Origin of the sequence: Brevundimonas sp. ZS04 (assembly GCF_001956865.1) — a bacterium.
Classification (GTDB): domain Bacteria; phylum Pseudomonadota; class Alphaproteobacteria; order Caulobacterales; family Caulobacteraceae; genus Brevundimonas; species Brevundimonas diminuta.
In genome coordinates this window covers 316,809-335,975 of the sequence record NZ_MTHE01000003.1, presented here as the reverse complement: position 1 = coordinate 335,975, position 19,167 = coordinate 316,809, and the positions used below count along the sequence as shown (strand labels likewise).

The window sequence follows — 19,167 nt, the reverse complement described above, 5'->3', positions numbered from 1 at the left end:
GGAGGGGGACGCGGCGAGGGCGCGCGGGCGACGCTCGCCCGCGTGGCGCGGCGGGCGCCGGAGGCCATGGTCAAGATCACCGGCAAGACGCATGACGCCGGTCACCTCGCCCGGCACCTCGACTATATCTCCCGCAATGGACGCCTGTTCCTGGAAGGTCCGGACGGCGAGCGGCTGAAGGGGCGCGCCGAGGTGGGGACGCTTGCGGACGATTGGGCGGGAGAGCTGTCCGCCGAGCCTCTAGGGCGGCGAGGCGCGGTCTCCATGTCGATCGTCCTGAGCATGCCGGCGGGCACCGAGCCGTTTCGTGTGGAGGACGCGTCGCGGGCCTTTGCGGAGCATGTGTTCGGCGAGCGCTTCTCTTACGTCTTCGTCCTGCACGACGAGGACCGGCATCCGCACGTCCACCTAACGGTGAGGATGTCAGGCCGTGACGGCGCGCGGCTGAATCCCAGGAAGGCGGATCTCCAGAGGTGGCGGGAGGTCTTCGCTGAAGCCCTGCGAGAGCGCGGCGTCGAAGCGGAGGCGACGCCACGACGGACGCGGGGCGTGGTGCGCAAGGCGGAGCGGACCTCTGTTCGGAAGGCGCGAGAGCGGTTTGAAGCGGGAGCAGGGCCCCTGCCCAAGGTGCTGGCGGGCGCCTTTCGCGAGGCAGCGCGCGGCGAGGGCGAAGGGGCGGTCTGGGAGCGTCAGGCGATCGAGCGTCAGCGCCTCATCCGGCGGGCCTATGTGGCGGAGGCTCTGGCGCTCGCCCGTTCCGATAATCCGCAGGACCGTGAACTCGGACGTTCGGTCGAAGCCTTCGTCCGCAGTCTGCCGAAGCCTGAGACCCGGCGGATGCGGCTGCGCGACGAGATCGTGGCGGTCCGGGGCCGCGCCAGCGGCGGAGCGACAAGGTCGCCTGAGCCCGGCCCTCGGGGCCGTTCGCGTTGAGGCGATGTCAGGCAGGATGGGCCGCTTTGAGTTCAAGGCGGAGGGCGCGCTGGATGCGCACGGCGTCGGCCTCATAGACGCCGGCGTCGTCAGCGTAGGCGCGCCAAGCCGAGACCGGAGCGCTGACTTCCTCGACAAGGGCGAGGGCTCTTCTACGGCTGAAGCCGCAGTAGCCTCCGAAGGCGACGAGGTCCTCCAGGTCGAAGTCGTCGCGTTTGCCGTTCAGGCTCATCTGATGCTGCCGGGTCCAGGGGCCCGAGGGATTGTAGGCGTAGGCCACGTCATAGGCGGGGGAGAGCCGCCAGGCGCCGGCGCGGTCCATCAGGAAGGCGATGTTCTTGACGTGGTCGTCCTGGTTGCGGATCAGGATGTTGAAGACCGCGCGGCGGAACTGCTGTTCGATGTCGACCGCCGGCAGGCCGAGCCTGCGGATCGTCTCGACGGCCTGTTCGTAGGCATAGGCGCCGGCGGCGTTGAAATCGAAATGACGGATGGCCGCCAGGGACTGCATGTGCAGCTTGTCTCCCGTGGCCCTTCGGTCGAAACGGCGGGTCATGAAATGGCTGCGGCCGCCCTCCTGGTGGAGGCGGCATTCGGACATGTCGACGCCGGCGTCGGCCGCCATGCGCGAGAAGGCGTATTCGATCAGGCCGAAGCCCTGGGGATCGGCCAGTTCCTTGTCGCGGTTGTTGCTCACCCCGTCGAACTTGATCAGCCAGTAGGTGAAGCCCGCATCCGCCGGGAGTTGGCCGGAACGGAATTCGCCTGTGGCCTCATTCCAGGCGAGCACCGCCTTGGCGCGGGCTCCGCCGGCCGAGGTGCCGACGCGCAGGATCTCCTCCAGGGTGTCGCGGTCGTCCTCGCCGGACAGGACGCCGTGCAGGTCGGCGCGGGCGTCGAGGACCTGGTTGGCGAGGTCGACGAGGGCGTCGATCTGGATCGGGCGCGAGCGGCGCTCGGTCTTGAGGATGGTCGGGTGGAACTCAAGCGCGCCCATGCCGCGCGTGCCGATGTAGCAGAGGCGTTCCACCGGATTGAAGCTGGCGGCGTCGCGGCCTTCGCGTGCGAGCCAGGCGTCGATCAGGGCGTTGCCGTACTTGTCGGGAAGGGAGTCCGCCAGGAGGCCGGGCAGGCCCTTGAAAGCGTCTCGCGGCAGTTCTGGAAAGGCGTAGGGCGCCGCGTTCAGCGGCATGACGAGGGGCGCCAGCTCCACGCCGCTGCCGAGGAAGTCTGGCATGTACTGGAAGACGGCGTGGCCGCGCGCCTCGACCCAGCTGACGGCGCCGATGTCGGTGCCCCACAGGCGGATGACGGCGTCGGTCATGACTGGTCGCCCCAGGCCCAGCGGGAGGCGGGCGGGGGCGAGGCGGCGGGCGCCGCGCGCCGGCGTTCCCGGCCGGCAGGGCGCACCCGTTCGACCGGGCGGATGTCCAGGGCGGGCGTAAGGGCCTCGAGGCGGCCGGCGATCTGCAGGGCGTCCATCACGCGGATGAGGTTGTCGAGGGAGATGTTCTTTCCGTCTTCCAGGCGACGCAGGGTGCTGAGCGAAAGCCCCGCCTCCGTCGCGAGCTGCGCCTGGGTGAGGTTGCGGCTCAGGCGTTCGGCCGCCAGCCCACGACCCAGACGTTCGGCCTGACGATTGATCTCGGCCTCGGCGATAGGCATGCAATCCTCCATATATGAACGATTGTCACTCATCAGGTATGATATCGTCTATATATGACTGATTATGAGTAGTCCAGATAGGGCGGGCTGTTATCGCTCATATATGACCATTAATGTCATGTAAGTCGCATAATGGTTCATATATGGATGTTTATGGCTCAGCGATCCCTATCCCGTATCCGCGTCTGACCAGCCTCGCGTTCGAACCGCCGGCCGGCGTCGAGGTGACGGATGACGCGGGCTACGGCGCGCCGCATCAGGCGGTCCCGGGCGGCGGGGTCCTTGATGAGGGCGCCAACAGCGATGGCGACCTGGGCCATGCGCGTCGGCGCCTGGGTTTCAGCCCGGATCCGGTCTTCGTCCTTCCGGGCTGTCTTGCGGGGCGGGGTCTTTCGTTCCGCCGCCTGGCGGTCGATCTCCCGGGGACGATAGCCCCGCACCTGGAGGTCGAGAGCCTGGGCCTGGACCCAGACCTCCCTGCGGAAGGCCTGATCGCCGCTGACGACGATCTCGCGCCAGCCGCGGTGGTCGGCGATCCGGAGCATGTCCCTGACCACGTCGGGATAGGGCTCGCGCGCGGTGAGGCGCCGGCCGTGATCCCGGAAAAGCGCCTCGCCGCTCCGGTTGTCCCGGTGGAAGCGTTCGGCCCTGCCTCTCCGGTCGTGCTCGACGAGGTACTTCGCCTCCAGCCCCTCGGGCAGGTCGCCCTTGCGGCGCGAGACCGGGGCCTGCTTCCGGGCGCGGCCGGGAACGGGGCTGAGCGCGTTCTCCGTGTCGCGAACGGGGGGCGTTGCGGCTTTGTTTCCAACCATCAGCCTCTCCCCTCGGCGCGGTCTCGCGGCGCGGCCGCATGGTCGATGAGGGCGTCCACCCAGGCCGCGACCTGAGCCTCGTCGGCCCCATGGCCGGGAGGCAGGGGCGCGCCCTCCTGCTTGAGCGAACGGACCAGGCCTTCGAAGCTCCAGTCGTCGTTTTCTGGGGCCGGGCCCGGGGAGGGCGGCGCTGGAGAAAGCCGGGGCGCCGGCGACGCAGGAATGGGCGGCACGTCCGGAGGCGCGACGGGCCGGCGTTTCAGCTCGGGGTGGGAGAAGAAGCGAAGCTTGCGGCCGAGAATGGGCGGGAGGCCGGCCTTCAGGACGATGAGGGCGTCGGCGTTCATCTGCATCAGCTCCTGGGGCAGCATCAGAGAGCGCCTCTGGTCGGACTGGGTGATCGAGCGCCTTCCGGCGCCCAGCAGGACCGGGCGGCTGCGGGACAGGGCGGCGTAGGTATAGGCGCCGAGCCGTTCGCTGAGATCCCGGGCCGTTCTCAGCTCCTTGGGCGCGAAGGCGACCTCGACGGCGCAGTTGGACATGATTTCTTCGGCGACGTCCGGGCCGTAGATGGCCCGGAGCTGGGCGGGGCTTTGCAGGACGGGCAGGAGGCGCAGCCCATAGCCGGCCACATAGGCGAAGGCCCGGGCGAGGACGCCGGCGTGGCCGAGGCGGGCGAACTCGTCGAGCAGAACCAGGACCTCCAGAGGCTCGGCCCGGCGATCCGGCAGGCGGCGGGTGTTCAGGTCCACGAGCTGCTGGAAGAAGAGGCTGTAGAGCGGGGCGCAGCGCGCGACATTGTCGGGGGAGACGCCGAGGTAGATGGAGGTCGGGCGGGTTCTCAGGCTTCTCAGGTCCATATCCGAGGACGCGGTCGCGGCGTCGACCAGGGGGTTCAGCCAGAGCGCCATGCGCGCCGTGATGGTCTGTTTGATGGAGGCGAAGGTGTTCTCGCCGGCCGTGGCGAAGTCGAGGAGGGCGGCGACGCAGTAGGACGACAGGGGGCGTTCGGAGCTAGCGCGCGCCTCGACCAGGGCGGGAAGGCGTCGGCGGGGGTCGCCGCCGGTGAGCTGGCGGAAGATCTCGCCCAGGGTGAAGGGCAGGTCGGGCGTTTCGGCCACATAGGCGCCGACGCCGATGAAGCCGGTCCGCGCGGCCTCGTTCCAGAAAGGATCGGCGTGCTCCGGGGCCGGGAAGAGCATGGTCGCGATCTTCTGGAGCTCGTCGAGGGTCTCGACCGAGTTGCGCCGGTTGATGTGGCCGAGCGGATTATAGCGCGCGGTGCGCCCCTGCGGATCGAGCGGATCAAAGCGCCAGACCGTCTGGCCGCAGCCGGCGCGGTAGCCGGCGGTGGCTACCCAGTTCTCCTGTTTGACGTCGAGGACCACGACCGAACCGGGCCAGGTCAGGAGATTGGGAATGACCACGCCGACGCCCTTGCCGGTCCGGGTCGGGGCATGGAGGAGAACGTGTTCGGGACCGTCGAAGACCAGGGGGCGGCCCCGAGCCTGGCCGATGACGATGCCGGATCGCGCCCGAAGCCCGGCCCGGGCGATTTCCGCGCCGTTCGCCCAGCGCGCGGCGCCGTGGAGAGGGCGGCGGCGTGAAAGGACGCTTGCCGCGGCCATGACGATGAGCAGCAGGGCGCTCGAGCCGGCGCCGACGCCCAGCCAGCGCGACAACTCGGGATCATGACGTGATCGCCAGACCCAGGCGGGAAGTCTGACCCAGTCGAGATCCGGCGCGAGTTGTCCCGTGCCGGCCATGGCGATGATGAGGGTCAGCGTCGCGCCGATCCCGGCCAGGGCGAGGCCGGCGACGGCCCAGGCCGCCGCCCTAGCCGCGGGCGAGGCGTTTGCGAGCGGGGTCATGCCAGACCTCCGTCATCCGGAAGCGGCCATCGACCTTCTTCATCTGCACCACCACATCCACCATCAGGTGCAGCAGGCTGCGGATGTCCTCGCGCGGCAGGTCGCGGCCGCCCTCGGACTCGCGCACCAGCAGGGTGAGTTGCTCGAAGGCCAGGGCTGCTGAGTCCGCATGTACGGTGGTGATAGAGCCGGGGTGTCCGGAGTTGACGGTGCGAAGGAAGAAAAAGGCGGCGGCGCCGTCGCGCAGTTCCTGTAGCAGGATCCGGTCGGGACGCATGCGCAGGGCGCTTTCCAGCAGGGCCCTGGGACCAGTCCTGGCCAGACCCTGGCCGTCTTTGAAGTAGAGGAGGTGGACGGCGTTGCGATGCGGGACCGTCAGCTCGCGCGTATCCTCGATTGTCAGGAGACGCTCATGGAGCGGGATGAGCTCGACGAGACCCTTGGCGAAGGAGGTCTTGCCCGAGCCGGTGGCGCCGGAGATGAGAATGTTGCGGCGGCTCTCCACCGCCAGCCGGAAGAAGCCGGGCCAGTCCCCATCCTGTCTCAGGGCGATCAGGGCGGCGTCTGTTTCGTCGATCTCGTGGCCGCTCACGGCCGTCGCCGTCGCGAACAGACCCGCGGCTTCGAAGTCCTCAAGCCCCATCCGGCGGCTGGAAGGCTTGCGGATCGTCAGGGAGATCATGTCGGCCGGGACGGCGGGGGGAAGAACGATCTGGCATCGCTCGTTTCCGGGCAGGACGGTGGAGCAGATCGGATGTACGGCATCGACGTCCTGCCGGGTGAAGGCCGCCGCCGCGACCGCAAGCGTATGCAGCCAGGCTTCGGTCAGGGCTGGAACCTTGTGCCAGCGCCATCGGCCGGAGGCTTCCACCCCCACCTCGCCCGGGCGGTTGACCACCACTTCGGTGACCGCCTCCGGTTCAAGGAAGGGGCTGAGCGGAGCGAGGTAATGGTCCAGGACGGCAGTGTCTTCCATCAGCGCGGCCGGAGGCGATAGACGTTCGCGAAATTGAGGTCCTGGGCCACGAAGATGGAGACCTCGGACCCCTGGCCTTTGCGCAAGGTGGGCGGGATGGCGATCGAGTTCTGCAGGGCGATGGCGGCGGCGTCGGACGGGACCCGTGCGGAGGACTGGAGGTCCTGTCCTCGGCCGGCCGCCGCATAGACGCCGTCATCTACGATCGACAACAGAAGGGCGCCGCCGAAGCGGTCCCAGAAACGGGTGTCGATCTCGCCGTCGAAGCCGGAGCGGCCAAGAGCGTCGGCCGCGGGCGAGGCGAGGGTCACCGCCACTCCTGTCGGCGTGACAGCCCGGGTCCACAGGACGAAGAGCCTGCGACGACCGGTTTCGAGCCCGCCGCGGTATTCGCCCAGAACCCGCGTTCCGCGTTCCATCAAGACCACGGTCCCATTGTCCGAATAGACGTCGCGGGACACCAGGCAGCTGACATAGCCCGGCGTGGCGCTGTCCATGGCGGTCTGCAGCACACAGGGCAGGCTGGTCCCGGCGGTGATCAGGAGGTTGCGATCGGGAAGGATACCCGCCCTGGCCTCGCCGATCGGGCTGAGGCGGCGAAGCTCGTCGAGCGAGGTGGGGCTCCGTGGGTCGGTCAGCGGCAGGGGGGAGGCGTGTCCGGAGGCGGGGGAGGCCCGGCCGGAGCGGCTATAGGCCAGAAGGGGAGCCCGCCGGGCGCTCTCGGCCAAGGCGCGCCTTTCATCGGCCGGCGAGGTCGAGGGGCTGGTCCGGTCGTGGGAAGGCTCGATCGCCGGCAGGACTTCAGCCTCGTCAGTCAGCGGCGCCGCATGGGGATCCCCGGCGTCGCCGATGAGCGGCGGGGGCTCGGGGCGACGGGCGGGTTCGAACGGCGCGCCCTGGCGGGCCGGCTGGTCGGCGACGGGTGGTTTCCGATCCCGGGCGTCGCCCCGCTCCCAGGTCGCGAAGAGGAAGACGCCGCAGCCGGCGGCGAGGGCGGCGAGCGTGATCATCCGACCCTGGCGTCCGCCGAGCCGGCCGGCGATGGGAGAGACGCCCCGGTCCTGAGCGGTCGGCGGGACGTCGGGGCGATCGATGGCGTCGGGCGGCGGCGTGGGATCGGCGGTCATGACCGGCTTCCCTTGTGGGCGCGCTCGACCGTCGCAGAGGCCGTGCCGGTCGCTGCAGCGAGGCCGCGAGCATCCCAGGCCTCGTTGAAGATGCACAGGACCGAGGCGCCGCGACGCAGACGCAGGCCGCGCGGGGTTCCATGGATGACCACGAACTCGCCGCGGACGTCATAGGGGATGAGCCGCTCGCCTCCGTCCTCGGCGACTTCGAATATGGCCGGAAGGGCCTGGGCGCCGGGAAAGCGCAGAAGGGTGAAGCGGCCGTTGTCGCTGACCTCGCTGGGCTGAAGCCGGCTGTCGCCCTGGACCGAATAGGCAAGATTGCGCGGCCCCTGGATCGCGCCCTGCTGAAGTTCGAGGCTGACGAGGCGTTCCTTCGCTAGATCGGCGGCCCGCGCCAGGCTGGCGGCGGCGCGCGCCTCATCGTCGTCGGGGTAGAGGAAGCGGATTTGATAGGCGATCGACGAGCTCGCGCTCGGGTCGCGCGCGACCAGTTCGAAGGCGTAGTGACGGGCCTGTCCAGCGCGGTCAGTGACCACCAGGAGATTGGTGGTCTGGTGGCGTTCGCGCGGTTTGAGGAAAAGGACCGAGCCTTCGGCGGCGACCTCCCAGGCCACGCTGTCGCCTATGGCGGCGTGCCGGATCGTCTCCTCGGGCGAAAAGACGATCTGGGTCGCGGTGCGAAAGGCCCCCGCCACGCGATAGACCTCGCCGGAGGCGTAGACGACCTCGCGCATGCGGGCGTCCGGCGTTTCTTGAGCGAGGACGGGAGCGGCGAGCGTCAGGGCGCCCAGGCTGATGGAAAGTACGAGAGCTTTCATCGGATGACCTCCGGGTCGGCGCGATAGGAAACGACCTGGAATCCGAGGGGATTGCGCAGCCGGTCGGCCTCCGTCATCGGCGCGCGGGTCCAGGTGAAGGCTATGGTGGCGATCCAGTCGCTCTCGACGACCTGCCGGGCGTGTCGGACTGTGCGGCGGAAACGGACATTGGCGACGTCGTCATTGATGAAGCCGATGGCGCGGATGGCGACGACGGCCTCGCCGTCAGGCCCGTAAAGGTTCTGCGGGCTCTGAGGGTTAGAGCCGCGGTAAAGCTCGGACCATCGGGTCTGTTCGCCGGGCGCCGAGAGGACGGACACCATGCGGAAAGCGTCCTCGGCGGCCGGGTCGAGATAGCCTTCCCGGGCGCGCACATATTGGGCGAGGAAGTATTTGCTGACGGCCTCGTCGTAGCTGGCCGGGCCCTGGTCCGTTGAAAGGCCCCTGACCACGTCCACCGCACCGGTCGACTGATCGACGCGGATGACGAAGGGTTCGGTCGTCTTTAGCGGCGTCAGGGCGATGACGGCCAGGCTCGAGGCCGCGGCGAGAAGCGTGGTCGCGCCTGCCGCAGTCCAGGCGAAGCGTCGCGAGCGAAGGGCGGAGGACAGACGGTCCTGATCCCAGCGTCGCGCCTCGGCGAAGTAGCGCTTCAGGTCGTCAGAGGGGACGCCGGTCATGCACAGCCTCCGGATGGTGGCGTCCCGGCGTCGGCGGTCGCCAGGGGGACGGCGGCGGGGGAGAGGATGGAGCCGTAAGGATTGGCCGGACGTCGGGCTGCGCCGTCGCAAGTCGGCAGCTTCGGACCGGGCAGGGAGGCGCAGCCGCTGAGGGCGCAGACAGCGAGAAGCAGAAGGCGAGGAGGCATGTCAGGCTCCTTTTAAGCGGATGGAGCCGCCGCTCTGAGGCGCGGGGCGTGCGAGCGGCGACGGCCCTGAGCCGCTGTTGCGAGGGCTGGGTAAGAAGTCTCCGACGGCGGCGCTGGCGCCGCCGGCGATGCCTGCCGCTATGGCCGGGGTCTGAAGGAAGAAGATCGCGCCAAGCAGACACAGGGCGATGAAAATGAGTCCGCCGACTATTGGGTCTGCGCCCTGGATCGCACCCCACTGGTCGCGCACAAGCGAAAGGACCAGTTGAAAGATGACGATTATCAGGGCGAAGAGGACCAGATAGTTCACCGCTTGGCTCAGCCAGCCCAAGAAGAAGCGCCGGGTAGCGTCGAACAGGGCGCAGGCGATGAAGATCGGACCGAGGGTCACGAGCAGGGCTAGGGCCAGCTTGGCGACCAGCACAACGCCGAAGCCCAGGGCTGCGGCCAGGGCGCCGATGATGAAGACCGCCGCCGAGATGACGTAGGGGGCCGGATTGAAGGCCGAGGCGTCGCGGGCGATGTCCTCGCCTAACCAGGCCGCATAGGCGAAGAACTGATCGAAGGCGGCGCCGACGCTCGGAGCCTCTGCGCCGCTGACCGCGCGGGTCAGGACATTGGGCAGGCCGGTGAAGAGCGGTTCGGTGACAAAGCTGGAATAGGCGGATGTGGTCGCCAAGGCGTAGATCAGGGCGAGCTTGATCGAACGGACGGCGAAATCCATCACCGGCTCGCTGATGGCGCCACGCAGGATGGCGAAGCCGTAGAGAACGACATAGAGGACAAGGGCGATCCTCAGAGGGCCCTCGACTTCGGCGATCACTGCGGACAGGCGGCTGCCGAGGAATTCGTTCAGGCGGCCGTCGATGAAGTCATAGCTTGGCTCGAAGACCCGGAAGTCCATCATCAGGGCTCCCGAACGGTCCGGGCGTAGGCGGCCATGCGTTCCCGCCGGCGGGCCTCAGCCAGACCCTGGCGGGCGACGACGCAATCGCGGGTCCTCCGGCCTGCGTCGCAGTCCGCCACAACCTTAGCGGCGCTCCCCGGCGCCTGTGCGATGCCTTCGGCGTCTCGTGGCGGTGGCGAGCAGGCCGGTAGAAGGACGCAGGCGAGAAGGACGACAGGGCGGGTCATCGGAAGGCGCGCTCATAGACCGCCTGTCGCGCCGTCCTTGCGGCTTCGGCTTGTTCGCGCACGCGCTGTTCCTCGAGCCGGGCTTCCGCGGCCTGGGTCAGGGCGAGACCCTGCAGACGGAGCTGTTCGTTCTGGATCAGGGCCTGTTCAGCCGCGAGGCGGGCCTCGAGATCCATAACGGCGCGGGCGTTGGGGGCGGCGTCCAGGGCGCGGCGCAGGCTTTCCAGGCCCTCGAGTCTCTGATCGGACGCCTGGCTGACGGCCTCGCCGATGGCCAGATCCCGGGCCGTCCGTGCCCCCGACCGTTCGAGGCTGTCGCGATAATAGGTCTCCGCGTCCCCTGAGGGCGGGGTGTAGAGGCGGGTCTCGCGGCGGATGGCGGCGGCGCGGTCCGCCAGATCGCCGAGCGCCGTCAGGTCTCCGTCAGCCGCCGCCCGCAGAGCCCTCAGGTCCGGCAGCGGATTGCGGACTTCGGGAACACCGAGGACGTTCGCCAGGGCGTTGACGTTGGAGATGGCGTTCAGGCTGTCGAACAGGGCCTGACCCTGTTCGACCTGGGCCTGAAGCGCGCGAAGCTGCTGCAGGGCGGTGCGGGCGTCCTCGACCAGCCGGGCGTAGGCGGTCGGGTCGTGAACGATGTGCTGGGCCTGGACGGCCGGGGCTGAGGACAGGAGGACGGCGCCGATCAGGGCCGCGAGCGAACGGGCGTTCATGAGACTCTCCTTCGGGCATGGAAGAGGTCGCGCCACTGGGCGTAGTCGTCGCCCGTCTCGGCGCGGATCTGGTCGAGCAGGGCGACGGTTTCGGTCCGGCCCGACAGGACCGCCAGGGCGTCGTCCATGCCGCTGAGGTCGAGCTCGACCACCAGGCTGTCGTGACCCTGCTTGACCAGGAAACAATGGGACGCGGGCGTCAGCTCGTCCCGGACCAGCCGGAACTCGGCCTCGCTCAGGCCGAAGCCGTCGACGTAGTCGCGGGCCCGGGCGTGGGCGTTGGGCAGGAAGATCTTGGTCGCGCACTGTTCCAGAATGGCGTGGGCGATGGGCGAGCGCAGGACGTCGGCGGGCGACTGGGTGCCGAACACCATCAGGGCGTTCTGCTTGCGCCAAGTCTTCAGGCCGTCCTGGGCCAGGTCGGTGAAGGCGGGGTCGCCGAGGACCTTCCAGAACTCGTCGATGTCCAGGACCAGCCGGCGACCATCCACCCGTTCGGCGATGCGGTGGAAGAGGTAGAGCATGGCCGGGATCCGGACCTCGTCATGGTCCAGCACCCGGGTCATGTCGAAACCGGCCAGGGGAGCCTCCAGGCTCAGGGCGTCCTCCTCATTGTCGAGAACCCAGCCGAGCGGGCCGCCGCGCTGCCAGCGCTCGAGACGAGCGCCGACCCCGCCGGCGTCGCCCTGGCCCAGCAGGCTCCTCAGTGCGGCGATTGACCTCTGCTGGCGGGGGAGGTCCTCCAGCGCCGCAACGCCATGATCAATCGCCCGGGCCTCTGCGACCTTCAGGGTTTCGTCCGGACGGCTGACCAGGGCCCGGACCAGCCGGACCAGGAAGGCGCGGTTGTGAGGCGACGGGGGCAGGGCCTTGAACGGGGCGAAGCCGGTCGACACGCCGTTGGCCAGGGTCAAATAGGTCCCGCCGCAGGCGCGCACGAAGATCTCTGCGCCCCGGTCCTTGTCGATGAAGATCTGCTGGGCGCCGAACCGCTCCAGCTGGGCCAGCATGAAGTTCTGGACGACCGTCTTGCCCGCCCCTGAAGGCCCGCAGATGAAGGTGTGGCCCAGGTCGCCGACATGGAAGTTGAAATAGAAGGGCGACCCTGCGGTCGTCCTGAGAGCGGCGACGGCGGGGCCCCAGTGGTTTCCGGCCGCCCTGCCGACCGGATGGGAATGGAAGGGGGCGAGCGCCGCGAAATTGCGCGAGGTGATGGCCGCCGGGCGGGTGCGCCGCGCGAAGGCGCCGGGAAACTGGGACCAGAAGGCGGCTTCGAGACCGAGGTCTTCGCGCGCCACGACCAAGCCGGAATCCGCCAGTAAGGCGCGCGCCTTGGACAGATGCTCCGCCAGGGCCGCGGGCGTATCGCCGTAGACCAGGACCGAAGCCTGGTGTTCGCCCATGACGAAGCGGTTGCTCGTCAGTTCGTCCAGGGCCTCCGACAATCCGGCGATCTGGGAGCCGGCCCGGTCCCGGGCCGAGACCATCTGGTTCTGTTTGCGCTCCATCACGGCCCGGGCGGAGGCCTTGGACAGGAAGGCGAAGGACTGAGAGACGGCAAAGTTGAAGCGGGCGCTGAGCAGGGCGTTCCACAGGCCGGGCCGGGTCGTGGCCGGATATTCCTTGATAGCCAGGACGCCGGCGTAACGGGCCGAAGCTACGTCCCGCAGTTCCAGGGTCTCCCGGCCAAAGATGACGCGGTTGGCGTAGAGGGCGCCGCCGAGGTGGCCGTAGACGATAGGGGCGGGCGATCGGCGTCCGGTCAGGACCAGCCCCATGATCTCCATGGGTTCGGAGAACCACAGGCCGTTCTTCTCATAGAGACCGAGGCGGCGCGGGGCGTAGCGGTCCAGATACTGGGCGAGGTCGCGTCCGGCTTCCTCGATCCGGCGCAGATAGACGGTGGCGGATTCGAGGTCTTCGCCTCGCGCCTTGCCCAGACGCCGTATCAGGGCGGCTGTCTTGTTTGACGGCGTGCGGCCCGGATGCAGGACCAGGGTGACGAAGAGTTCGTTGACCCAAAGGGGCTTGTCCGTCGTCCGGGCGTTCCAGGCGGCGCCCAAGTCGGCCGCGAAGGCGGAGCGATAGCCCGTGGAGGGTTCAGGCTCGATCCTGCGACGGATGAGGTGGTGCCAGACCGCGAACTGCTCGTCAGCGAGGTTTCGCCAGGCCTGGTTCAGCTTGAGGTGCCAGTCGTTGAGGTCGCGGGCGTCGGCCGTCTCGAAGCTTGCGCCCTGGATCTGGAACACCAGCATGAGGGCGCCGCTGTCGAGGGCCACGACATGATCGCTGACGTGGCGGGCATAGGGCAGGTGCGATCGGGCGTCGTTCTCGCGCTTGAGCCGGTTCCTGCTGATCCCGCCTTCAGCCACGGGTCAGCTCCGTGGCGCGGTAGCGACGGACCAGGGGCAGGGGGGAGGGCGAGCTTCCACCCCACAGGGCGCTGTTTCTGGCCCGCCCCTTGGTGTCGACATAGACGAAGAGCAGCCGGAAGGCGTTGTGGTCGGCGCGGCAGACGGCGCGAAACACCATGTGCAGGGCGGGGGCGACCAGCAGGTAGAGGAGGCTGCCCCCGATAAGGAAGACCAGTCCGGAGAGGATGACATTGACCCCCATGGCCTCCATGGGAACGCCCATGACCATGGCCGGCCGGGTGCAGGCCAGGAAGAGCGGGTCCTCGGCCAGGCCTTCCTCAGCCATGATCGCCTCCGGCAAGAAGACGGACCGCGGCCAGAACAATGACCAGACCGCTCCCCAGACCGCCGACGATCTGGGCGCAACGCAGGGGAGAGATCAGCCGGCGTCCGAGCGCCAGGCCGAGGGCGAAGGCGGTCCCGGCCGCCCCGAGGGAGAGAAGGGCGGGGCTCATCAGGCGCCGCCCGTGATGAGGTTGACGATCTCGGCCGCGCCGAAGACCACGATGATCCCGAGCACGACGATGGCGGCCCGCCGGAGATCAAACAGGCCGAACATCCAGAGGATGCCGACCACCACCACGGCCAGGACCGCCAACAGCCGGGCGGTGTTGCCGGTGAGCATGTCGACGACGTTCTGGAGCAGGCCTTCAATATTGGCCGAGGCGAAGGCGGGCTGGACCAGCAGAAGGCTGGAGGCGCCGGCGATCAGGGCAGCGGCGAAGAGGCGCTGCGTCCTGGAAGACTGTCGGATCATTTCTGACCTCCCGAGGCGTTTCCGGTGGAAGCGAAGACCAAGCGCGCGCTCGCCTGCGCCCGTCCGAAGACGTCCCAGCCGGCGACGGGACTCTGTTCGACAGGGCTCTCCGATGCGGCGACGGGCGCCTGAGGGTGAGAGGCGCGCGGGACTTGAGCCAGGCCGAGCGTTCCGGCGGCGGCCTCGACCCGGGCGACATAGCCGTTGCGAAAGCCGCGCTCCGCATGACCCGTATTGTATCGCGACAGGGCGACCCTCAGGCTCTGCTGCGGCGTCTCGTCCGCTCGCGGCCGATAGCCGGCGCGCAGGACGTGGTCCGCGGCGGCGAGGTTGCGGCAGGGATCGAAGACGGCTTCGGGGCTCAGGCCAAGCCATTCGAGATTGTCGCTGTTGATCTGGGCCAGGCCGAGATCAAGGTTGGCGCCGCGTTCGAGCAGGCCGCGCGCGATCTGGGCGGCGTCGGCGGCGTCCCTGGCGCGTCGCGCTGGGCGTGGACCGCGATTGACGCCGATGGCCAGGGGATCGAACCGGCTTTCGGCCCATGCCACGGCGGCCAGGGTCTCCGGCGCGCTCTGTGGGGCGCAGGCCTGGGCCAGGATGAGAATGGCGGCGAGATCCAGCAAGGCGGGCTCCGAGTTGTGGAGCCTCATTCAGCCCCGCCCCGGAGGAGGCATCGACCCGGCGCCTCCCTGTCGCAGGTCTACGGTGGGGTGATGACGGGGGGCGGCGAGGCGGCGGCGAGCCGCGCCACCGCCTGGATGCGAGTTCTCACTCCGAGCAGGCGGCAGGCGTCCGCCAGATGTTCGTCGACCGTGCGCGGCGAGAGGCCCAGGGCGGCGGCGATCCGGCTCGAGGTCAGACCCTCGGAGGCCAGGGTCAGGCACTGGCGCTGACGATCAGTCAGGGCGTCGACCGGAGCAGGGAGAGGCGACGTGGGGCGCATGAGGCCAGCACAGCCCGCCTCCCGCCCTGCGGCCAGCCCGCAACTTCCCGGCGTTGGATTTACGGACCCTGGTCGGCGGGAGGCTCGTCCTCGTCGCTCATGTCCGGCGGCACCAGCTTCTCAAGCCTCTGCTGAAGCCATATCCGCGCAGCCTCGTCGCGATGGACAGCCTGCATGGCTAGTTCGCGGAAGGCGCGGGTCACCATATTGATGATGGTGCGGCCGTCCAGTTCGGCGATCCCGTCCCCCATGTCGTCGTCGAGGGCGTGCAAGGCGACCACCAGGATCTCGACTAGCTTGTTGTCGGCCGCCCTCAGGGCGAACTCCGGCGAGCCGAGGGCCATGGCGGTGAAGATGGCGTAGGGGTCGGAATCCGTGACCCGGGCGAAGCGATGGATGCGCTCGTGATGGACCTTGCCTTTGCCGGCCTCGAACAATTCATAGGTCCGCAGACGCATCCCCATGGCGTCCGCCACGTCGATGGTGCGCATCCGGCGGTGCGTACGGATGAGGCGGAGCGACGCCGAAAGCGTCGCGCTCTGGGATTGGCGTTTCTCCGGGCCCATCGTCCGCATTTCTCCCTGCTGACGAGGTGTGCGGACTGAACCCCAGCACCCCTGCAGGTTGAAAAATGGGCCAGTGCTGACTCAAATGAAAGTCAGGAAATAAACGGGTGCCGGAAACTTGCGGGATGACGAAAATAACCTGCGGTTATTGGCCGTTTCGTCTCGCATGTCTTGGGAGCGACGGGAGAGTGGGAGATGAGACTGCATGATCCCTATCACATGGCCCTTTCGGCCCTCTCGGGATTCGTCGGGGAGGGCCGTTTCGGGGCGGGCATGCCCATGGTGGTCACGACTCTGGCCCGCGAACTCGGCCTGAGCCCGACGCCCGTCCGGGAAGCGTTGGCCAGGCTGGCCGGGGAAGGGGTGATCGAGCACTGGCCCGGACGGGGCTATTTCGCACCGCGACTGGCTGCGAGCGATATCGTCGAGCTCTACGACTATCATCAACGCCTTATTCTCTGGGCGATTGATGCGCCAGTCGCTGCGGGCGGGCTGGCTGTAGAGCAGAAGGAAGCCTCGCTGCTTGATCGTCTCGAACGGGTGTTCGCCGGAGCGGCGGGGCGATCCGGCAACAGGGTCCTGATCCGCGCCCAGCGCCTGGCGTCAGTCCGCCTTCGTCCGGTTCGTGCGGTCGAGATGACGGTGGCTCCGGTGACACTGGGCGAGGTCGAGCGCCTCGAGGCCCTTTCCCGGAACGAGGAATTGACCGGCTTCAGGGAGGAGGTCATCCGGTATCATGAAGGACGGATGGAGACGGTCTCCAGCATCTCCGCAGCCGTCCGCCGGTCAGGCGAAAGTATAGTTTAAATATAGCTGTCAAATAGGCAGGGGCGGGTGCTTCCTCGAGATACCGGCGCATTTCGCGTCGGTTCCAGGAGGTACTGTCATGTTGAAGACCCTGTCCGGCCTGATCCGCCTCGGATCGGCCTCCGTCCATACCCGCGCCGAGGTCGGCATCCAGAAAGCTGAACTCACCCCCATCTACCGCTACGACGACCTCGGCGCCCGCGCTGACATCGTACGGCTTGGTGGAGCCGAGCAACAAACCCGGGCGGATTCTCCCCGCGGTCAGTTCGAACTGATCCCGGTCCAGCGCTGGGAGATGAACGGCGCGACCCGCTAAAACGGCTGAGGGCGTCGCTTTTCTAGCGGCGTCCTCACGGCCGAAGGGAGATGAGAGATGACGGCTGTGTTCAGACCTGATGTCCATGCTGTGGCGGTCGACGACGCCCTGATCATTCTGGATTTGATGCGGGATGAATACCTCTGCTTGCCGGGGGCGGTGGCGGACGTAGATGGTGGGATCCAGAGCACCGAGTTGATCGCCACTCTTGACGAGGCTGGCCTCGTGACGACCGGGCCAGCCCCCGAGCGGCGGCCTCTTCCCCAGCGCCCATCGGAGACGGTCATCTATCAACGGCCTGAACATCCGCCCGCCATCGCCATGTGGCTGGCGGCGCTGCGGGCGGCGCTGGCGGTCCGCGCGATCCGGAAAGGGGCGGGGGTGGCCAGCTATCTCGCGCTCGCAGACGGGCCGGCCGGCGACCGGACGCCTGCCCGGGTCGCAGAGGCGGCGCTGGCCTTCTGGCAGATGGCGCCCTGGCTACCGATTGAGGGCGAATGCCTGGTGCGATCGGCCCTCCTGATGCGATTTCTGAAGCAACGGGGGCTGGAGGCCGACTGGGTCTTTGGTGTGCGACTCTGGCCCTTCATGGCGCACTGCTGGGTCCAACTGGACGACCTCTGTCTGAACGACGATGTCGAACGCCTGACCGCCTACACGCCGATCTACAGCAGATGACTCCTTCCGAGCACGGCTATATGGTCATTCAGCGCTATGGCCTGGACCCGGCGGGTCTTGCTGTCCTGGAGGCCGGGCGTCGCGGCCTGGAGCGCGCTGGATGGCGCTCTGTGCTGGTGGTTGACGATCTGGAAGTCTTCGTCGGGCCCCGGCGTCCGCCCAGAATCCGGCTTGTCCATCGTCGCTGCATCCTGATCGGAACCTATCGTCCGCACGGCCAAGCCCTTTCGGCCCTGATCGGCAGGAGCCGCAGCCCGGACGAACTCGCCCGAGCGACCGTGGCCGGCGGCTGGGGGAGATATGTCCTGGCCTGGCGGACCGACGCCGGTGACCTCGCGGTGTTGCGGGATCCGAGCGGAGCCGTCGACTGCCTGACTTGGAAGTGTGGCGGATTGTGGCTGGCGTCTGATCAGCCTCCGCCAGAGGCGGATGTCATGATGCCAGCGGTCTTGGCGATCGATTGGGACCGCCTGGGCGAGATCGCCGAGCAGCCGGGTCTGGCGAGTGATCAGCCGCCCTTGAAAGGCCTCACCGGGGTTGCGCCGGGAGAATATGCACTCATGGGCCGCACGGTCGCCCGCTATCCCGTCTGGCGACCGGCCGACATCTGGCGAACGCGTGACGTCGATCCTTCACCCACAGCGCTTCGAAGTGTGGTGGATGAAGCCGTTGTGGCGGAAACGGATGACCATGCAAGGCTGGTCGGCGAAATTTCCGGCGGATTGGATTCTGCGATTGTATCGAGCAGCCTCGCCGCCTCCGGCCGGTCCGACCGTGCCCGCTTCGTCAACTATTATGGCGATTGGGCCGAGGGCGACGAGCGCCCCTATGCTCTGGCCAGCGCGCGAATGAGCAGCCTCTCCCTCGAGGTGGTTCGAAAGCCGGTGGCGCCGATCACGCCTGGGCTGCTCGCGCCTCTGGGTTGGGGCGTGCGTCCTGCGCTGCACGGAGTTGATGCGGCCTATGACGAGGAGATGGCGAACCGGTTGGCGGTGGCGAACGCGACGGGATTGTTGACCGGTCAGGGCGGCGACGCGGTTTTCTTTCAGGCTCCTGATCCTCAGGTGGTCGTCGACCGACGCAGGCGGAGGGGATGGCAGGGGTTCGAGCCTGGCTACTGGGCCGAGGTTGGTCGCTGGACGCGTCATTCCGCTTGGACCGTCGCGGCATTGGCTCTGGGCGGTAGACGTGGCCGTCCCTTAAGCGCACGGCGTCACCCCTGGCTGGCGGGCTGCGAAGACCTGCCGCCCGCTAAGCGGGGGCAGGTGCTTCGTCTGGCCAACTGCCAGCTGTTCTGGGGGGACTGCCTGCGCGCGAGGACAGCCGACCTCGTCCATCCCCTGCTTAGCCAGCCGGTCATGGAGCATGCCCTGGCCGTGCCCGCCGACCAACTCCTGGCGGGCGTCCGAGATCGCGGGCTGGCGCGTCTCGCCTTCGCGGATCGCTTGCCCGCCCTAATCACCGAACGGCGGGACAAGGGCGACCTGAGCGTCTTTTACGGCCGGGTCGTGTTGGCGAGCCTGCCGATGCTCCGTCCCTTCCTGATGGAGGGGCGCATGACAGAGCACCGGCTGCTCGATCCGGTTAGACTTGAACGCGACCTGTCACCTCATCGGCTGATGTGGAGCGCTGACGGCAATCGTCCGCTTGTGCTCGGAGTGCTCGAGTCCTGGGCCCGACATTGGACTGATCGGATCGAGCGGCGTCGGCGGACCGAGATAGCGCGCCAGCCAGTCGATGATGCGGGCGTGCAGGTCCCTTAGGTT

23 protein-coding genes are annotated in these 19,167 nt (G+C 68.3%); 5 read left to right on the top strand and 18 right to left on the bottom strand.

Features of this window, described 5'->3' with window-relative positions; genetic code table 11:
- Window positions 1-933 (top strand): relaxase/mobilization nuclease domain-containing protein (locus BJP32_RS06360; protein WP_143255432.1); only part of this gene is annotated, 933 nt, incomplete at its 5' end.
- A 7-nt stretch (window positions 934-940) separates the two neighbouring features.
- On the opposite strand, the gene BJP32_RS06355 is transcribed toward BJP32_RS06360, so the two are convergent.
- The 18 genes from BJP32_RS06355 to BJP32_RS06280 all read right to left on the bottom strand — a co-directional run bounded on the left by BJP32_RS06355 (window position 941) and on the right by BJP32_RS06280 (window position 15,525).
- Window positions 941-2,257: a type II toxin-antitoxin system HipA family toxin gene (locus BJP32_RS06355; RefSeq protein WP_076223345.1), complete on the bottom strand. Its 1,317-nt coding sequence runs from the start codon at window positions 2,255-2,257 to the stop codon at window positions 941-943.
- Window positions 2,254-2,598, bottom strand: a complete 345-nt coding sequence (locus tag BJP32_RS06350) for a helix-turn-helix domain-containing protein (protein WP_076223344.1) — start codon at window positions 2,596-2,598, stop codon at window positions 2,254-2,256. The genes BJP32_RS06355 and BJP32_RS06350 overlap by 4 nt, the downstream gene beginning before the upstream one ends.
- A 158-nt stretch (window positions 2,599-2,756) precedes the next feature.
- Complete coding sequence (locus BJP32_RS06345; RefSeq protein WP_076223342.1) at window positions 2,757-3,410, bottom strand: LPD7 domain-containing protein; 654 nt, start codon at window positions 3,408-3,410, stop codon at window positions 2,757-2,759.
- Entirely contained in the window at window positions 3,410-5,281 is a 1,872-nt protein-coding gene (locus tag BJP32_RS06340) for a type IV secretory system conjugative DNA transfer family protein (RefSeq protein ID WP_076223340.1), read from the bottom strand. The genes BJP32_RS06345 and BJP32_RS06340 overlap by 1 nt, the downstream gene beginning before the upstream one ends.
- Window positions 5,247-6,257 (bottom strand): P-type DNA transfer ATPase VirB11, encoded by a 1,011-nt coding sequence (gene virB11, locus BJP32_RS06335; protein ID WP_076223338.1) that lies wholly within the window; start codon window positions 6,255-6,257, stop codon window positions 5,247-5,249. Before virB11 ends, BJP32_RS06340 begins: the two co-directional genes overlap by 35 nt.
- Entirely contained in the window at window positions 6,257-7,384 is a 1,128-nt protein-coding gene (virB10, locus tag BJP32_RS06330) for a type IV secretion system protein VirB10 (protein WP_076223337.1), read from the bottom strand. Before virB10 ends, virB11 begins: the two co-directional genes overlap by 1 nt.
- Window positions 7,381-8,205 (bottom strand): TrbG/VirB9 family P-type conjugative transfer protein, encoded by an 825-nt coding sequence (locus tag BJP32_RS06325; RefSeq protein WP_076223336.1) that lies wholly within the window; start codon window positions 8,203-8,205, stop codon window positions 7,381-7,383. The genes virB10 and BJP32_RS06325 overlap by 4 nt, the downstream gene beginning before the upstream one ends.
- Window positions 8,202-8,885: a virB8 family protein gene (locus BJP32_RS06320; RefSeq protein WP_076223335.1), complete on the bottom strand. Its 684-nt coding sequence runs from the start codon at window positions 8,883-8,885 to the stop codon at window positions 8,202-8,204. Before BJP32_RS06320 ends, BJP32_RS06325 begins: the two co-directional genes overlap by 4 nt.
- Entirely contained in the window at window positions 8,882-9,073 is a 192-nt protein-coding gene (locus BJP32_RS17095; protein WP_143255431.1) for a hypothetical protein, read from the bottom strand. Before BJP32_RS17095 ends, BJP32_RS06320 begins: the two co-directional genes overlap by 4 nt.
- A 1-nt stretch (window position 9,074) precedes the next feature.
- Window positions 9,075-9,980 carry a type IV secretion system protein gene (locus BJP32_RS06315; RefSeq protein ID WP_233126740.1) on the bottom strand — a complete coding sequence of 302 codons (906 nt, stop codon included), beginning with the start codon at window positions 9,978-9,980 and terminating at the stop codon, window positions 9,075-9,077.
- Window positions 9,981-10,203: 223 nt separating this feature from the next.
- Window positions 10,204-10,920 carry a type IV secretion system protein gene (locus BJP32_RS06310; protein ID WP_076223334.1) on the bottom strand — a complete coding sequence of 239 codons (717 nt, stop codon included), beginning with the start codon at window positions 10,918-10,920 and terminating at the stop codon, window positions 10,204-10,206.
- On the bottom strand, window positions 10,917-13,292 hold the full coding sequence (locus BJP32_RS06305) for a VirB4 family type IV secretion/conjugal transfer ATPase (protein ID WP_076223332.1): 2,376 nt from the start codon (window positions 13,290-13,292) through the stop codon (window positions 10,917-10,919). Before BJP32_RS06305 ends, BJP32_RS06310 begins: the two co-directional genes overlap by 4 nt.
- Complete coding sequence (locus BJP32_RS06300) at window positions 13,285-13,620, bottom strand: type IV secretion system protein VirB3 (protein WP_076223330.1); 336 nt, start codon at window positions 13,618-13,620, stop codon at window positions 13,285-13,287. The genes BJP32_RS06305 and BJP32_RS06300 overlap by 8 nt, the downstream gene beginning before the upstream one ends.
- A complete protein-coding gene (locus BJP32_RS17310) occupies window positions 13,613-13,789 on the bottom strand; it encodes a hypothetical protein (RefSeq protein ID WP_158043297.1) in 177 nt (58 codons plus the stop codon). Before BJP32_RS17310 ends, BJP32_RS06300 begins: the two co-directional genes overlap by 8 nt.
- Window positions 13,789-14,091: a TrbC/VirB2 family protein gene (locus BJP32_RS06295; protein WP_076223328.1), complete on the bottom strand. Its 303-nt coding sequence runs from the start codon at window positions 14,089-14,091 to the stop codon at window positions 13,789-13,791. Before BJP32_RS06295 ends, BJP32_RS17310 begins: the two co-directional genes overlap by 1 nt.
- Complete coding sequence (locus BJP32_RS06290) at window positions 14,088-14,741, bottom strand: lytic transglycosylase domain-containing protein (RefSeq protein WP_076223327.1); 654 nt, start codon at window positions 14,739-14,741, stop codon at window positions 14,088-14,090. The genes BJP32_RS06295 and BJP32_RS06290 overlap by 4 nt, the downstream gene beginning before the upstream one ends.
- A gap of 50 nt (window positions 14,742-14,791) precedes the next feature.
- Complete coding sequence (locus BJP32_RS06285; protein WP_076223325.1) at window positions 14,792-15,034, bottom strand: helix-turn-helix transcriptional regulator; 243 nt, start codon at window positions 15,032-15,034, stop codon at window positions 14,792-14,794.
- Between the two features lie 59 nt (window positions 15,035-15,093).
- Window positions 15,094-15,525: a Cro/Cl family transcriptional regulator gene (locus tag BJP32_RS06280; protein WP_083673901.1), complete on the bottom strand. Its 432-nt coding sequence runs from the start codon at window positions 15,523-15,525 to the stop codon at window positions 15,094-15,096.
- Between the two features lie 294 nt (window positions 15,526-15,819).
- Between BJP32_RS06280 and BJP32_RS06275 the strand changes: the two genes are divergently transcribed.
- The 4 genes from BJP32_RS06275 (at window position 15,820) to BJP32_RS17640 (ending at window position 19,164) form a co-directional block, all read left to right on the top strand.
- Entirely contained in the window at window positions 15,820-16,407 is a 588-nt protein-coding gene (locus BJP32_RS06275; protein ID WP_158043296.1) for a GntR family transcriptional regulator, read from the top strand.
- A 79-nt stretch (window positions 16,408-16,486) separates the two neighbouring features.
- Window positions 16,487-16,723 carry a hypothetical protein gene (locus BJP32_RS06270; protein ID WP_076223319.1) on the top strand — a complete coding sequence of 79 codons (237 nt, stop codon included), beginning with the start codon at window positions 16,487-16,489 and terminating at the stop codon, window positions 16,721-16,723.
- Window positions 16,724-16,780: 57 nt separating this feature from the next.
- A complete protein-coding gene (locus BJP32_RS06265) occupies window positions 16,781-17,401 on the top strand; it encodes a lasso peptide biosynthesis B2 protein (protein WP_076223318.1) in 621 nt (206 codons plus the stop codon).
- Window positions 17,398-19,164 (top strand): asparagine synthase C-terminal domain-containing protein, encoded by a 1,767-nt coding sequence (locus tag BJP32_RS17640; RefSeq protein ID WP_083673900.1) that lies wholly within the window; start codon window positions 17,398-17,400, stop codon window positions 19,162-19,164. Before BJP32_RS06265 ends, BJP32_RS17640 begins: the two co-directional genes overlap by 4 nt.
- Window positions 19,165-19,167 lie beyond the last annotated feature (3 nt).